At 63.9% G+C, this 13,294-nt stretch carries 15 protein-coding genes and 1 riboswitch; of the genes, 12 read left to right on the top strand and 3 right to left on the bottom strand.

Annotated elements, in window-relative coordinates; translation table 11 throughout:
• The first annotated feature begins 226 nt into the window (after positions 1 to 226).
• Positions 227 to 1,435 (top strand): ABC transporter substrate-binding protein, encoded by a 1,209-nt coding sequence (locus ABID58_RS34310; RefSeq protein ID WP_354037332.1) that lies wholly within the window; start codon positions 227 to 229, stop codon positions 1,433 to 1,435.
• 58 nt (positions 1,436 to 1,493) lie between these two features.
• On the opposite strand, the gene ABID58_RS34305 is transcribed toward ABID58_RS34310, so the two are convergent.
• Together ABID58_RS34305 and ABID58_RS34300 are read right to left on the bottom strand one after the other, a co-directional pair.
• Entirely contained in the window at positions 1,494 to 2,048 is a 555-nt protein-coding gene (locus ABID58_RS34305; protein WP_148750556.1) for a PRC-barrel domain-containing protein, read from the bottom strand.
• Positions 2,049 to 2,261: 213 nt separating this feature from the next.
• Positions 2,262 to 2,834: a hypothetical protein gene (locus ABID58_RS34300; RefSeq protein ID WP_354037331.1), complete on the bottom strand. Its 573-nt coding sequence runs from the start codon at positions 2,832 to 2,834 to the stop codon at positions 2,262 to 2,264.
• A 179-nt stretch (positions 2,835 to 3,013) separates the two neighbouring features.
• Between ABID58_RS34300 and ABID58_RS34295 the strand changes: the two genes are divergently transcribed.
• Together ABID58_RS34295 and ABID58_RS34290 are read left to right on the top strand one after the other, a co-directional pair.
• Positions 3,014 to 3,754: a response regulator gene (locus ABID58_RS34295; RefSeq protein WP_148750558.1), complete on the top strand. Its 741-nt coding sequence runs from the start codon at positions 3,014 to 3,016 to the stop codon at positions 3,752 to 3,754.
• A 15-nt stretch (positions 3,755 to 3,769) separates the two neighbouring features.
• Positions 3,770 to 5,095: an ATP-binding protein gene (locus tag ABID58_RS34290; RefSeq protein ID WP_354037330.1), complete on the top strand. Its 1,326-nt coding sequence runs from the start codon at positions 3,770 to 3,772 to the stop codon at positions 5,093 to 5,095.
• Positions 5,096 to 5,097: 2 nt separating this feature from the next.
• Here ABID58_RS34290 and ABID58_RS34285 read toward each other — a convergent pair whose 3' ends face one another.
• Entirely contained in the window at positions 5,098 to 5,313 is a 216-nt protein-coding gene (locus ABID58_RS34285; protein ID WP_187434762.1) for a hypothetical protein, read from the bottom strand.
• Between the two features lie 239 nt (positions 5,314 to 5,552).
• Here ABID58_RS34285 and ABID58_RS34280 point away from each other — a divergent pair, with 239 nt between their 5' ends.
• The 9 genes from ABID58_RS34280 to ABID58_RS34240 all read left to right on the top strand — a co-directional run bounded on the left by ABID58_RS34280 (position 5,553) and on the right by ABID58_RS34240 (position 13,236).
• Positions 5,553 to 5,999 carry a transglycosylase SLT domain-containing protein gene (locus tag ABID58_RS34280; RefSeq protein ID WP_502916450.1) on the top strand — a complete coding sequence of 149 codons (447 nt, stop codon included), beginning with the start codon at positions 5,553 to 5,555 and terminating at the stop codon, positions 5,997 to 5,999.
• Between the two features lie 53 nt (positions 6,000 to 6,052).
• Positions 6,053 to 6,198, top strand: a riboswitch (TPP riboswitch).
• The gene (locus ABID58_RS34275; RefSeq protein ID WP_354037329.1) at positions 6,186 to 7,235 is read left to right on the top strand and encodes an FAD-dependent oxidoreductase; all 1,050 of its coding nucleotides are present in this window, start codon (positions 6,186 to 6,188) and stop codon (positions 7,233 to 7,235) included. Its footprint overlaps the riboswitch before it by 13 nt.
• A complete protein-coding gene (thiS, locus tag ABID58_RS34270; RefSeq protein WP_354037327.1) occupies positions 7,226 to 7,423 on the top strand; it encodes a sulfur carrier protein ThiS in 198 nt (65 codons plus the stop codon). Before ABID58_RS34275 ends, thiS begins: the two co-directional genes overlap by 10 nt.
• 174 nt (positions 7,424 to 7,597) lie before the next feature.
• Entirely contained in the window at positions 7,598 to 8,380 is a 783-nt protein-coding gene (locus ABID58_RS34265) for a thiazole synthase (protein WP_354037325.1), read from the top strand.
• A complete protein-coding gene (locus ABID58_RS34260) occupies positions 8,367 to 8,993 on the top strand; it encodes a thiamine phosphate synthase (RefSeq protein WP_354037323.1) in 627 nt (208 codons plus the stop codon). Before ABID58_RS34265 ends, ABID58_RS34260 begins: the two co-directional genes overlap by 14 nt.
• Positions 8,994 to 9,160: 167 nt before the next feature.
• Positions 9,161 to 11,059: a phosphomethylpyrimidine synthase ThiC gene (gene thiC, locus ABID58_RS34255; RefSeq protein ID WP_354037322.1), complete on the top strand. Its 1,899-nt coding sequence runs from the start codon at positions 9,161 to 9,163 to the stop codon at positions 11,057 to 11,059.
• A gap of 164 nt (positions 11,060 to 11,223) precedes the next feature.
• On the top strand, positions 11,224 to 11,775 hold the full coding sequence (locus tag ABID58_RS34250; RefSeq protein WP_354037320.1) for a hypothetical protein: 552 nt from the start codon (positions 11,224 to 11,226) through the stop codon (positions 11,773 to 11,775).
• Between the two features lie 71 nt (positions 11,776 to 11,846).
• Positions 11,847 to 12,389: a mismatch-specific DNA-glycosylase gene (locus ABID58_RS34245; protein WP_187434787.1), complete on the top strand. Its 543-nt coding sequence runs from the start codon at positions 11,847 to 11,849 to the stop codon at positions 12,387 to 12,389.
• Between the two features lie 196 nt (positions 12,390 to 12,585).
• Positions 12,586 to 13,236, top strand: a complete 651-nt coding sequence (locus ABID58_RS34240; protein WP_354037318.1) for a glutathione S-transferase family protein — start codon at positions 12,586 to 12,588, stop codon at positions 13,234 to 13,236.
• The last annotated feature ends 58 nt before the right edge of the window (positions 13,237 to 13,294 follow it).

The raw sequence follows: 13,294 nt of genomic DNA, 5'->3' as shown, positions 1-13,294 counted from the left end.
GGCCCTCCGTCCCAGACAGGTCGAAAGGCCTTGAATCACATCCATAAACTCCGGGGAATCACTTTCGGGCATCCCATAGCTTACGGGGAGAGGGTAAAAATACCGCAGCTCCCTGCTTATTTCTAACCCCTCTTCACCCCTCCTCGGCTTTGCGACCGCGACCGTTTCTCGCTAGAACAGTCCCCGCAACAAAGCCCCAAACAACAATGCTGAGGGAGAAAACGACATGCAAAAACTCATCGCCGCCGTCGCGGCCAGCTTCGCTATCGCCGCGACCTGCGGCGCAGCGCAGGCGCAGATTTCCGACAACGTCGTCAAGCTCGGCGTGCTCACGGACATGTCGAGCCTTTATGCCGACGCGACCGGCAAGGGGTCGCTGGCCGCCGTCGAGATGGCCGTTGCCGATTACGGCGGCAAGGTCGCAGGCGTTCCGATCCAGATCGTTTCCGCCGACCATCAGAACAAGCCCGACGTCGGCGTCAATATCGCCCGCAACTGGTACGACAACGAGAAGGTGGACGCGGTCCTCGACGTGCCGACCTCTTCGGTCGCACTGCCGATCTCGGCGCTGACGCGCGAGAAGAACAAGATCAACATCAACTCCGGCGGCGGCTCATCGGACATCACCGGCACCGCCTGCTCGCCCAACACGGTGCACTGGACCTACGACACCTACGCGCTGTCGAACGTCGCCGGCAAGGCGATGGTCAAGCGCGGCGAGGACACCTGGTTCTTCATCACGGCAGACTACGCCTTCGGCATGGCGCTGCAGCGCGACGCCGCCAATGTCGTCAAGGAGAGCGGCGGCATGGTGCTCGGCGAGGTCCGGCATCCGCTCAACTCGTCGGACTTCTCGTCCTTCCTGCTGCAGGCCCAGGCCTCGAAGGCCAAGGTGGTTGCGCTCGCGAACGCCGGCGGCGACACCACCAACGCGCTGAAGCAGGCGGCCGAATTCGGCCTGACGCAAGGCGGGCAGAAGATGATCGCGCTGCTCATGGAGATCACCGACGTTCACTCGCTCGGCATCAAGGCGACACAAGGCCTGATCATCACCGATGCGTTCTACTGGGACACGAACGACGAAACCCGTGCCTTCTCCAAGCGCTTCAACGAGAAGGTCGGCCATATGCCGACCATGATTCAGGCCGGGCTCTATTCGGCAACCATGCACTATCTGAAGGCGATCGAGGCCATCAAGACCGATGAGGCGCCGAAGGTGATGGAGCAGATGCGCAAGACGCCGATCAACGACTTCTTCGCCAGGAAAGGCAAGATGCGCATCGACGGCCGCATGGTCCACGACATGTATCTGTTCGAGGTGAAGAAGCCGGAAGAATCCAAGGGCGAGTGGGACCTCTACAAGCTGATCGCCGCCGTGCCCGGCGACGAAGCTTTCCGCCCGCTCGACAAGGGCGGCTGCCCGCTGGTGAAGTGAACTCGACAGCGCGCCCGGTGAAAACCGGGCGCGCTTCGTTTAGGAGGCCAGAAGCGCATTACTCCGAGTACTTGAACTCGGGCATCTTCTTCAGATCGTCCTTGCTGGCATTGAACACGGCGTGGTCCGGATACCACTTCGAGCCAGACGACGCCGTCGCAGTCTTGTCGGTGCCGGTCGCAGCGCCCGTGGTGGTGGTCGACTTGCTCATGGTGCCGGGTCCGCCTGGGCTCATGCCGGGCGCGCCGGGAGCCGTACCGCCGCCAGAATAGGCCACCGCCTCATTGGTGAATTTCAACTTGTCGTAGGGAACGGCGACCAGATGCTCGCCCATGCCGAGGAAGCCGCCGACGCCGATCACGGCGGTCTTGATCGCACCGCTCTTGTCCATCAGGAGGTCGTTGATCGAGCCGATGTTCTCGTTGGCGTCGTTGTAGATCCTCAGGCCGGCCATCTTCGATGCGCGCCAATCACCCGACGCGCTCGTGGTTGTGGTGGTCGCGGTAGATGCGTTTGGCGACTTGTCGGTGGTGGCCGTCGGGTTTTGTGCAACCGCAACGGTCGCAAGCAGTGCCGTGCCGGCAAGGCCGGCGGCGATTGATTTCATCAACATGGTTGTCCTCTCCTTCAGCAGAAACTTGTGCGGAGAGAACAAACACGATCAGCGGCAGTTCCTGTGCTGCGGCAATTTCGTTGCGCAGTTGCGCTGCGTTGCGAGGAAGGTTCCTGCGTCACGCAGAACGTTGTGCGGTTCCCCGCCGACGATCTTGCGCCCTGGGATGTAGCTCGATCGCGGCGGGGAACGCGCCGACCTGCGTCGCTCAGGTCAGCTCTGGTAATCGATCAGCAGCGCCGAAAAATCCGAACTGCTCGACGAGCTCGTCGTGCCATTGGCACCGTAGGACGAGCTCGATGACTGCGACTGCTGCAGGGCCTGGAGGAACTGCTCGAGGACCTTGGCCGTGCTGGACTCGGTCGAGCTGCTGCTCGTCAAGTCCGTCGACGACGCGGAATCCGAAGCGCCGTCATCCGACGGCGGCGGACCGGGAGGCGGGCCACCCGCGCCGCCGGGACCGCCGGGGCCCCTGGCGAAGGCGGACTGAAACACGCCCTTCAGCTCGTCGGCCTGGTCCGACGTCAGCGTCCCGTTCGAGACCTCGCTGGAGGTGAGATCGTCGATCTTCGATTTCAGGCCGTCCTTGGACGGCTTGGTGCCGCCGGACTGATCGCTGGAGCGGCTCTGCTGAAGCGCCGTGTCGATGTCCTGCAGCGCGCTCGTGAGCGCCGACTGGTCCGAGGACGAGATCGTGCCGTCCGACACTTCCGATTGCAATTCCTGCTGCAGCTTCTGCAGCGGCGACTGGTAATGACCGGCGGAGGCCGCCGAAATCGAGGTCATGATGGCACCGTGGTTTTTGCGGGTTTCGTATCCAACTGCGCCACGGTATGGTTAACGGGCTTAACGAGACCTTGCCGTATGACGACCCGGTCGTTGCGGGGTGTTGCAGACATACATTCGGAAACAATCTGAAACAAAAATCTTCGCCTTTTGGCCCGAATCTTGGACAAACAAGGCTCATGGCCATTTCTTCTCCCAACATCCTGGTCGTCGAGGACGACCGCGAGACCCGGACGTTGATTGCGAAATATCTCCGCAACAACTCCTGCAACGTTACCGCTGTGAGCGACGGCCGCGAGATGTCGCGCGCCATGGCCGACCACCGCGTTGATCTCATCATTCTCGACGTCATGCTGCCGGGCGAGGACGGTCTCAGCCTGTGCCGCAAGGTGCGCGCGGAAGCACAGACGCCGATCATCATGCTGACCGCGCGCGGCGAGGACGTCGACCGCATCGTCGGCCTCGAGATGGGCGCGGACGATTATCTGCCGAAGCCGTTCAACCCGCGCGAGCTGCTCGCCCGCATCAACGCGGTGCTGCGGCGCCAGGCCTCCGCGCAGGCCGCGAGCTCGATCGAGGGCGCCTCCACGCTCGCCTTCGAAGGCTGGCGCATCGACCTGCGGCTGCGCGAGCTGCGCAATCCGGAAGGCGCGCGCGTCGCGGTGACCAGCGCCGAGTTCGACCTGCTCAGGACGTTCTGCGAGCGTCCCGGCCGTGTGCTCTCGCGCGACAGCCTGCTCGACCTCACGCAGGGCCGCAACACCGGCTCGTTCGAGCGCTCGATCGACGTGCTGGTCAGCCGCATCCGCCGCAAGATCGAGCCCAATCCGGCCGATCCCACCATCATCAAGACGGTGCGCTCCGGCGGTTACCTGTTTACGCCCAGAACGGAAGCGGTTACGACGCCCCTGAGCAACTGACGGGGCGTTAAGACGATGAGGCCGTTCGGGTTCTTCCACCTCAAGGGCATCGGCGGGCAGATCGCAGCACTGGTGCTGGCCTCGACCGTCGCGCTGCATCTCGTCGTCACCACCGCGTTCCTGATCAGCCGGCCCGACCGCCCGGACACGCCGCCGGACGGCGCACCCCAACTGGCGGATGCCGCGCTGCTGCTTGGCTCGGCCAAGCCGGACGACCGGCCGCGTCTGATCGCCGATCTCACGCGCGCCTTTCCGAAGCTCAACATCGAGACATCAGCACCAGGCACCGCGACGGTGATCGAGGACAGCGAAAGTCAGCACCTGCACGGGCTCCGCCGCCATCTCGGCCGCGGCTACAAGGTGGTGCAGCTCGCGCCCGAGGGCGGCGCCCACCGCATCGGCGTGCAATTGCCTGACGGCACCATGATCGCCGGCCATGTCGACGGCGGCCCGCGTCCCTGGTTCTGGGGCGCGCCGTGGCTGGTGACGCTGCTGACCGCCTTCATCTCCATCAGCGTGCTCGGCCTGTGGGCGGCGCGCGCGCTGGCGACGCCGTTGTCGTCCTTTGCCAAGGCCGCCGAGGATTTCAGCCTCGACGGCACCTCCGAGCCGCTGCCCGAGCGCGGCCCGGAGGAGATCCGCCTGGTCGCCCGCGCGCTCAACCGCATGCATGAGCGGATCGGGCGGCTGATGTCGGATCGCACCCGGATGCTGGCTGCAATCAGCCACGATCTGCGCACCCCGATCACGCGGCTGCGCCTACGCGCCGAGTTCATCGAGGACGAGGGCAACCGCAAGCGCATGCTGATCGACCTCGACCAGATGCGCTCGATGCTGGAAAGCGTGCTGTCGCTGCTGCGCAACGACCGCAAGATCGAGGCGATCACGCTGGTCGACATCGCGAGCACATTGCAGCTGATCGCCGACCAATTCGGCGACATGGGCCATGTCGTGCACTACGAAGGCCCGCTATCTGCGACCGCCGCGGCGCGTCCCGACGATCTACATCGCGGCGTCACCAACCTGGTCGAGAACGCGGTGCGCTTCGGCGCCGAGGTGACGATCCGTCTCGATGTGTCAGGCACAAAGCTCGTCATCGACGTCGAGGATGACGGCCCCGGCATTTCCGATGCGCGCAAGCAGGAGATGCTGGAGCCGTTCGTGCGCGGCGACGACGCGCGCACCATGGACGATTCCACCGGCTTCGGCCTCGGCCTGTCGATCGCGCGCGCGATCGCGCTCGCCCATGGCGGCGAGCTGTCGCTGCACGACCGCCCCCCGCACGGGCTGATCGTGCGGATGCAATTGCCGGTGTGGCAACAGCCGCGGCTGGCAGCGTAGCTTCAGGCTGCGAGCGGCGGGTGCTCGACTTCCATCTCGTCAAAGATCGCGATCGCCTCGAAGCGATAGCCGCAGGCGCTGCAATTCCAGAGATATGAGATGCGTCCCTCGCCCGGTTCGATCCAATCAGGTTGGGGAATCGGCGTGCCGCATTGCGCACAGGGATTTCGCCTGGGGATGTCGCCGATGTGTGCCTTCACCACGTTTGCTTTTGTCATGGCACCTCTCCCGATTTGCAGCGTTTTGATACTCGCTTTCGCGTCTGCGCGCGAATAGACAGGCTCGTTGTCACGAGCTGCGGTCTTCCACCCGAGGTGAACCCTTACGGCAGCATTGCGTCGTAACAGCGGCTCTGCGTCGCAAAAATCGTGATCGGCGGCGTTTCGCCACATCATCGCCGCGTTCAAGGGTCCTAACGGTTCCAGTGCAGGTCGCCCAGGAACCGCGGGGATATCTGATGAAAATTTTACACGTTGCCGCGCTCATCGCGGCCGGGCTGGTATCACCGCAGGCCGCATTTGCGGGCCAGGCCGAATACGCCGAGATGGTCGCCATGCATGCGCGCACCAACGGCGTGCCGGAGGCGCTGGTGCATCGCGTCATCATGCGCGAGAGCCGCTATCAGCCCGGCCTGGTCGGCCATGGCGGCACGATCGGGCTGATGCAGATCAAGCTCGCGACCGCCCGCGGCCTCGGCTACACCGGCGATGCCGCCGGCCTGCGCGACCCCAACACCAACCTCACCTATGCCGTAAAATACCTCGCCGGCGCCTATCACGCCGCCAACGGCGACCACGACCGGGCCGTGCGTTATTTCGCGGGCGGCTATTACTACGTTGCAAAGCAGCAGCGCCAACAAATGGTGCAGCACGTCCGCAACGCGCGGGCGCAGGCACTCAAGTAATCCCCTGTTCCGGGCCAAACGCGTTGACACCAGCCGTCACTGGCCTACATTAGAGCCGTTCCGAGGGGTGCTCCGAGGAGGAGCTGAGATACCGCTAAATGGGCAAAGCCTGCAAATCAGCAAGCCTGCCCAGGACCGCGGTGACCCTTTGAACCTGATCCGGGTCATGCCGGCGAAGGGACAGGGATGTTGCAGACGACCAAGCGACCGGATTCTCCGGTATCCATCATCGGAGCAGGCATAGCCGGAGCCTGGCAGGCGCTGTTGTTCGCGCAGGCCGGCCATGCCGTCACGCTGCACGAGCGCAGTGACGCAGGAATGACCGATGCCACCAGCCATTGGGCCGGCGGCATGCTCGCGCCTTATTGCGAGGCGGAGGTCGCCGAGCCCATCATCAGCCGCCTGGGGCTACGCTCGCTCGACATCTGGCGGCGCGAATTGCCTGATACCCCCTTCAATGGCTCGCTCGTCGTGGCCCATCCGCGCGAGCGCAACGATTTTGAGCGCTTTGCAGGGATGACCGAGGGCCACCGCCGGCTCGATGCAGCGGCTTTAACCGCGCTCGAACCGTCGCTCGAGGGCCGCTTCCGCGACGCGCTGTTCTTCCCGACCGAAGGCCATGTCGAGCCGCGCCGCGTGCTGCCGAAACTGCACGCGCGCATCGTTGCCGCCGGCGGCACCATCAAGTTCGGCAGCGATATCACCGCCCAAGATCTGCAAGGCCTCGATGGCATCGTGATCGACTGCCGCGGCCTCTCCGCGCGCGAGGAACAGCCCGAGCTGCGCGGCGTCAAGGGCGAGATGATCCTGATCGAGACCAGCGAGGTCAGGCTTTCGCGCCCGGTGCGGCTGATCCATCCGCGCTGGCCGCTCTACGTGATCCCGCGCGAGGACAATCTGTTCATGCTGGGTGCGACCTCGATCGAGGCCCAAGACATCGGCGTCAAAGACACCGGCGTCAAAGACACCGGCGTCAGCGTCCGCTCGGCGCTGGAGCTGCTGGGCGCGGCCTATGCCGTGCATCCGGCCTTTGGCGAGGCCCGCATCGTCGAATTCGGCTCGGGGCTGCGCCCCGCTTTTCCCGACAATCTGCCGCGCATCGGCGTGCGCGGCGGCAAGATCAGCGTCAACGGACTCTACCGCCACGGCTTCCTGCTCGCGCCGGCACTGGCCGAGCTGACGCTTTCCTATGTCGAGCGCGGCCAGATCGACAATGAGGTGATGCAATGCGCGTGATCGTTAACGGCGAGCAGCGCGAGATCCATGCGGCAAGCGTCGATGCGCTGCTCAGCGAGCTCGACTACGAGGGCACGCATTTCGCCATCGCACTCAACTACGATGTCGTGCCGAAAAGCCGCTGGGCCGAGACGGCGCTGAACGCGGGCGACGAGATCGAGATCATCACGCCGCGGCAGGGAGGGTGAAGTGATGTCACTCCATTTATCGCCTCGGCGCGCGCCACACACTCCGCCGTCATCGCCCGGCTTGACCGGGCGATCCAGTACGCCGCGCCGCCTCGTTTCCAGCCGCGCCGCCGCGGAGTACTGGATCCCCGCTTCCGCGGGGATGACAGCATCAATTGAGGAGACACCTCGGACATGGTGACCTTCTACGGCAAAACCTTCCCCTCCCGTCTCCTCATCGGCAGCGCGCTCTATCCCTCGCCCGCGATCATGCAGGACGCGATCCGCGCCTCCGGCTCGAACATCGTGACCGTGTCGCTGCGGCGCGAATCCGCCGGTGGCAAGACTGGCGATGCGTTCTGGAAGCTGATCCGCGAGCTCGACGTCACCGTGCTGCCGAACACCGCCGGCTGCCGCAGCGTGCGCGAAGCCGTGACCACGGCAAAGCTCGCCCGCGAATTGTTCGGCACCAGCTGGATCAAGCTCGAGGTCATCGCCGACAACGACACGCTGCAGCCCGACGTCGTCGGCCTGGTCGAAGCCGCCACCATCCTGATCAAGGACGGCTTTGAGGTGTTCCCCTATTGCACCGAGGATCTCTCGGTCGCCAACCGCCTGGTCGATGCCGGCTGCAAGGTGGTGATGCCGTGGGCCGCCCCGATCGGCAGCGCGAAAGGCATCACCAACCGCGACGCACTCAAGCTGATGCGCGAGCGGCTGCCCGATATCACGCTGGTGGTCGATGCCGGCATCGGCGCGCCCTCGCACGCGGCCGAGGCGCTCGAGCTCGGCTACGACGCCGTGCTGCTCAACACGGCGATCGCAAAGGCCGCTGATCCCGTCGCCATGGCCAAGGCCTTCCGCCTCGGCTGTGAGGCCGGCCGCACCGCTTACGAAGCCGGGCTGATGAACGCCCGCGACTTCGCCTCCCCCTCCACCCCTGTCGTTGGGACCCCGTTCTGGCATGCCGTATCCTGATCGCAACGCGTATCCTGATCTATTTTACCCCGTCGTCGACAGCCTCAAATGGGTCGAGCGCCTGACCAGGCTCGGCGTCGGCACCATTCAGCTGCGCGCGAAAGACCTCAACGACGCCGACGCGCTGCAGGTCGTCACCGACGCGCTGGCGATCACCAAGGGCAGTCAGGCCAGGCTGGTCGTGAACGACTATTGGCGCGCCGCGATCGTCGCCGGTGCAAAATATCTGCATCTCGGCCAGGAGGATTTGGCCGACGCCGACCTCAAGGCGATCCGCGAGGCCGGCCTGTCGCTCGGCGTCTCCACGCATGACGAGGCGGAGCTTGAAGCCGCGCTCGCGGCAAAACCCGATTACGTCGCGCTCGGCCCGATCTTCTTCACCACGCTCAAATCGATGCGCTTCGCACCGCAGGGCATTCCGAAGATCACGGAATGGAAGAAGCGCTTAGGCCACATCCCGCTGGTCGCGATCGGCGGCATCAAGTTCGAGCACGCCGCGGAGATCTTTGCCGCAGGGGCCGACTCCATCGCCGTCGTCAGCGACGTCACCCAAAATGCCGACCCGGATGCCCGCGTGCGGCAGTGGCTCGGCCTGGCCAGGGAGGCTGCGTGATGGCCCCACTCTCACCACCCGTCATTGCGAGCGAAGCGAAGCAATCCAGAATCCCTCCACGGATGCAGTCTGGATTGCTTCGTCGCAAGAGCTCATCGCAATGACGGAGCAAGAATTCACCGCCGTCGCTCAAACGCACGCGCACCGAAATTAAACCGGAGGACCCCATGAACATCCGCTCCAATCCCGACAAGACCGTTCCCGCCGTCACCACCGGCCCGCTGCCCTCGTCGCGAAAGATCTTCGCCTCGCCGGATGCCGCGCCCGACCTGCGCGTGCCGTTGCGCGAGATCATCCTGTCCGAAGGCGCCGGCGAGCCGAACCTGCCGGTGTACGACACCTCGGGCCCCTACACCGACCCATCCGTCACCATCGACGTCAACGCCGGTCTGGCCCGCGGCCGCAAGCAGTGGGTGCTGGAGCGCGGCGGCGTCGAGGAATATGCGGGACGGCAGATCAAGCCGGAGGACAATGGCAGCGTCTCCACCGACAAGGCCGCGCGCTCCTTCGCCGCCTATCACCAGCCGCTGCGCGGCCTCGACGGCCACAAGATCACCCAGCTCGAATTCGCCCGCGCCGGCATCATCACCAAGGAGATGATCTACGTCGCCGCGCGCGAAAATCTCGGCCGCAAAGAGCAGCTCGAGCGCGCCGAGGCAGCCCTTGCTGACGGCGAGAGCTTTGGCGCCGAAGTCCCCGCCTTCATCACCCCGGAGTTCGTGCGCAGCGAGATCGCACGCGGCCGCGCCATCATCCCCTGCAACATCAACCACTCAGAGCTCGAGCCGATGATCATCGGCCGCAACTTCCTCACCAAGATCAACGCCAATATCGGCAACTCGGCGGTGACGTCGTCGGTCGAGGAAGAGGTCGAGAAGATGGTGTGGGCGATCCGCTGGGGCGCCGACACCGTGATGGACCTCTCCACCGGCCGCAACATCCACACCACGCGCGAGTGGATCCTGCGCAATTCGCCGGTGCCGATCGGCACCGTTCCGATTTATCAGGCGCTGGAGAAGTGCAACGGCGATCCGGTGCAGCTGACCTGGGAGCTCTACAAGGACACGCTGATCGAGCAGTGCGAGCAGGGCGTCGACTATTTCACCATCCACGCCGGCGTGCGCCTGCAATACATCCACCTCACCGCCAACCGCGTCACCGGCATCGTCTCGCGCGGCGGCTCGATCATGGCGAAGTGGTGCCTCGCGCATCACAAGGAAAGCTTCCTCTATACCCATTTCGACGAGATCTGCGACCTCATGCGCAAGTATGACGTCTCGTTCTCGCTCGGCGACGGCCTGCGTCCGGGCTCGATCGCCGACGCGAACGACCGCGCGCAGTTTGCCGAACTCGAGACGCTCGGCGAATTGACAAAAATCGCGTGGGACAAGGGCTGCCAGGTCATGATCGAAGGCCCCGGCCACGTGCCGATGCACAAGATCAAGATCAACATGGACAAGCAGCTCAAGGAGTGCGGCGAAGCGCCGTTCTACACCCTCGGACCGCTGACCACCGACATCGCGCCGGGCTACGATCACATCACGTCGGGCATCGGTGCGGCCATGATCGGCTGGTTCGGCTGCGCCATGCTCTGCTACGTCACGCCGAAGGAGCATCTCGGCCTGCCCGATCGCAACGACGTCAAGGTCGGCGTCATCACCTACAAGATCGCCGCCCACGCTTCCGATCTCGCCAAGGGCCACCCGGCCGCCCAATTGCGCGACGACGCCCTCTCCCGCGCCCGTTTCGACTTCCGCTGGAGCGACCAGTTCAACCTCGGCCTCGATCCTGATACCGCCAAGAACTTCCACGACGAGACCCTGCCGAAGGAAGCCCACAAGGTCGCGCATTTCTGCTCGATGTGCGGCCCAAAGTTCTGCTCGATGAAGATCACCCAGGACGTCCGCGATTACGCGGCAACGCTGAATGACCCGAACTCGGTCGGCATGTCCTTGAGCGGCACCGCCGAGGACGGCATGAAGCAGATGAGCGCGAAGTTCAAGGAGATGGGCTCAAGCGTGTATCTGGATGCGGAGAAGGTGAAGGAGAGCAATCGGGTGCTCTGAGTCATCCCTTTCAAGACACACACGTCCATAAGAAGCCGGGCTATTGCCCGGCTTCTTTTTATCCGCTGGACACCAACGACTCAACGCGACATATTCTATCTAAGGTAGATTATACTTTCCAACAGGACTTTTGTTTCAAGCACCTTGAGATTTGGAGCGAGACAATGGGAAACGATGGTGAAGGCTCATTGGTCGAACAATGGACACGAAGGCTCAAGAACCGCCCCTTAGTCGCCGCGATAACAATATTTGCGACGGTGGTTGCGGGAGTCGGCTCGTTCACCAATTCGATCAACGATTTTCTTGGTCTCTTCAGGGAGAGCCAAAAATCGCCGCCTGTAGTTCTGACTCTTCCATCACCGTTGCCTCAGCCGCCCAAACGGATTTCGTTTAACGAAGACTTTCAGTTGGGAGAGGTCGCCGCATATTCTTCGACACACGGCGTGTCCGTCCGCACGCAGTTTATCACACCTGACGCGGCGCAAATTGGCGCATCGGCGGACGGCCCAGTCAATTCGCTACAGCAACACACAAGAGGCGACCAGATGTCTCTGTACAGACAAGACTGCGATCGCTTGATCGTCACTATCAGGGATATCTCTTTTGAAATCAAAGGTGGATTGACTCTTGAGGAGGTGCAGAAGCTTGGCCGGGCGGGCGAGATGCTTGTCGACAGAAAGGTCGTTGGAAGCATTTCCGGAAAATGTGAAGAGTAGCAAGTATGGGCAAGTGAAGCGACATTCGGGATTGACGGTCGCGCCGAATATCGCCGATGGTCTCGCTGACTATGTCACTGCGGACGATTGATTTGCCAAGCTCCATCCGCACCCGCCTTCCCGACCAGCTCTGTCCCAACCTGCGCCTCGTCTTCGTCGGCACCGCCGCCAGCACGCGTTCGGCCGAACTCGGGCACTATTACGCCCATCCCGGCAACCGCTTCTGGCGCGCGATCCATGAGGCCGGGATCACGCCGCGGCGCTATCAGCCGGGCGAGTTCGCCGCGCTGACCGAACTCGGGATCGGCTTCACCGACCTTTCCAAGTCGGGCGCTGGGATGGATCATCAGATCGCGGCTGAAGCAATCGACGTGCCGGGGTTCAGGACCAAGATCGACAAGTATCGGCCGCGGACGATTGCGTTCACGAGCAAGAAGGCGGCGAGCTTGTTTTATGGCAGGCCGTCGAGCGGGATTGCGCTCGGGCGGCAGCCGCGCGATGAGAGCTTGCCGGAGATTTTTGTGTTGCCTTCGCCGTCCGGTGCGGCGTCCGGGCATTGGACGCTGGAGCCGTGGCGGGAGCTGGCGGAGTGGATCGCTGCGGAGGGTGGCTAATCAATAGCGCCCCAGACGCAGTGCCGTAGGGTGGGCAAAGGCGCCCCTGCGCCGTGCCCACCATCTCTCCACCAATCCGCTAGAACGGTGGGCACGGCTCGCGAACGGCGCGCCTTTGCCCACCCTACGAGACTGTCGGAATCCGCACCAGTCGTTCGTCCTCTGCACACCGACCTGATCAACACGGAGACCTCAATTGCCCCCCACCATCACCGCCTTCGCAAACTCACCCGACCGCGGCAGGGGACACGCGCGCGACATGCGGGTGCGCTGGGCACTCGAGGAGGTCGGCCAGCCCTACAACGTTCGTCTGGTGTCGTTCGAGGCCATGAAGCAGCCGGCGCATCTTGCGCTGCATCCGTTCGGGCAAATCCCGACCTTCGAGGACGGCGATCTCACCCTGTTCGAGACCGGCGCGATCGTGCTCTATATCGCCGAGCGTCATGACGGGCTGCTGCCGACCGAGCCGAACGCCAGGGCGCGCGCCATCGCGTGGATGTTTGCCGCGCTCAACACCCTGGAGCCGCCGATCGTCGAGCTTGGAATGGCGATGCTGCTTGAACGCGACAAGAGCTGGTATGACGAGCGCCTGACTGTCCTCAACCATCGCGTCCGTGCCCGGCTCGGCGAATTGTCGGTCCGACTCGGCGACGGCGACTGGCTCGACGGCGTGTTCAGCGCCGGCGATCTCCTGATGGTGACCGTGCTGCGCAGGCTGAATGCCTCGCATATCCGCGGCGACTATCCGAACCTCACGTCCTATGTTGCCCGCGGCGAAGCACGTCCAGCCTTCCGCCGCGCGTTCGAGGCGGAGCTGACGGTTTTCACAGCGGCATCGACGAGCTGATGGCTTGGATCGCTGCGTAGGGTGGGCAAAGGCGTTCTTGCGCCGTGCCCACCATCTT

The organism is Bradyrhizobium sp. S3.2.6, from assembly GCF_040546885.1.
GTDB classification, from domain to species: domain Bacteria; phylum Pseudomonadota; class Alphaproteobacteria; order Rhizobiales; family Xanthobacteraceae; genus Bradyrhizobium; species Bradyrhizobium cytisi.
This window is presented reverse-complemented; position numbering and strand designations above follow the sequence as displayed.

Excerpts from the sequence above, each read along its gene's own strand:
- ABID58_RS34305 (WP_148750556.1), bottom strand. The coding sequence starts at position 2,048 with ATGTTGATGAAATCAATCGCCGCCGGCCTTGCCGGCACGGCACTGCTT.
- ABID58_RS34250 (WP_354037320.1), top strand. The coding sequence starts at position 11,224 with ATGGGAAACGATGGTGAAGGCTCATTGGTCGAACAATGGACACGAAGG.
- ABID58_RS34285 (WP_187434762.1), bottom strand. The coding sequence starts at position 5,313 with ATGACAAAAGCAAACGTGGTGAAGGCACACATCGGCGACATCCCCAGG.
- thiS (WP_354037327.1), top strand. The coding sequence starts at position 7,226 with ATGCGCGTGATCGTTAACGGCGAGCAGCGCGAGATCCATGCGGCAAGC.
- ABID58_RS34300 (WP_354037331.1), bottom strand. The coding sequence starts at position 2,834 with ATGACCTCGATTTCGGCGGCCTCCGCCGGTCATTACCAGTCGCCGCTG.
- ABID58_RS34275 (WP_354037329.1), top strand. The coding sequence starts at position 6,186 with ATGTTGCAGACGACCAAGCGACCGGATTCTCCGGTATCCATCATCGGA.
- ABID58_RS34245 (WP_187434787.1), top strand. The coding sequence starts at position 11,847 with ATGTCACTGCGGACGATTGATTTGCCAAGCTCCATCCGCACCCGCCTT.
- ABID58_RS34290 (WP_354037330.1), top strand. The coding sequence starts at position 3,770 with ATGAGGCCGTTCGGGTTCTTCCACCTCAAGGGCATCGGCGGGCAGATC.
- thiC (WP_354037322.1), top strand. The coding sequence starts at position 9,161 with ATGAACATCCGCTCCAATCCCGACAAGACCGTTCCCGCCGTCACCACC.
- ABID58_RS34295 (WP_148750558.1), top strand. The coding sequence starts at position 3,014 with ATGGCCATTTCTTCTCCCAACATCCTGGTCGTCGAGGACGACCGCGAG.
- ABID58_RS34310 (WP_354037332.1), top strand. The coding sequence starts at position 227 with ATGCAAAAACTCATCGCCGCCGTCGCGGCCAGCTTCGCTATCGCCGCG.
- ABID58_RS34265 (WP_354037325.1), top strand. The coding sequence starts at position 7,598 with ATGGTGACCTTCTACGGCAAAACCTTCCCCTCCCGTCTCCTCATCGGC.
- ABID58_RS34280 (WP_502916450.1), top strand. The coding sequence starts at position 5,553 with ATGAAAATTTTACACGTTGCCGCGCTCATCGCGGCCGGGCTGGTATCA.
- ABID58_RS34260 (WP_354037323.1), top strand. The coding sequence starts at position 8,367 with ATGCCGTATCCTGATCGCAACGCGTATCCTGATCTATTTTACCCCGTC.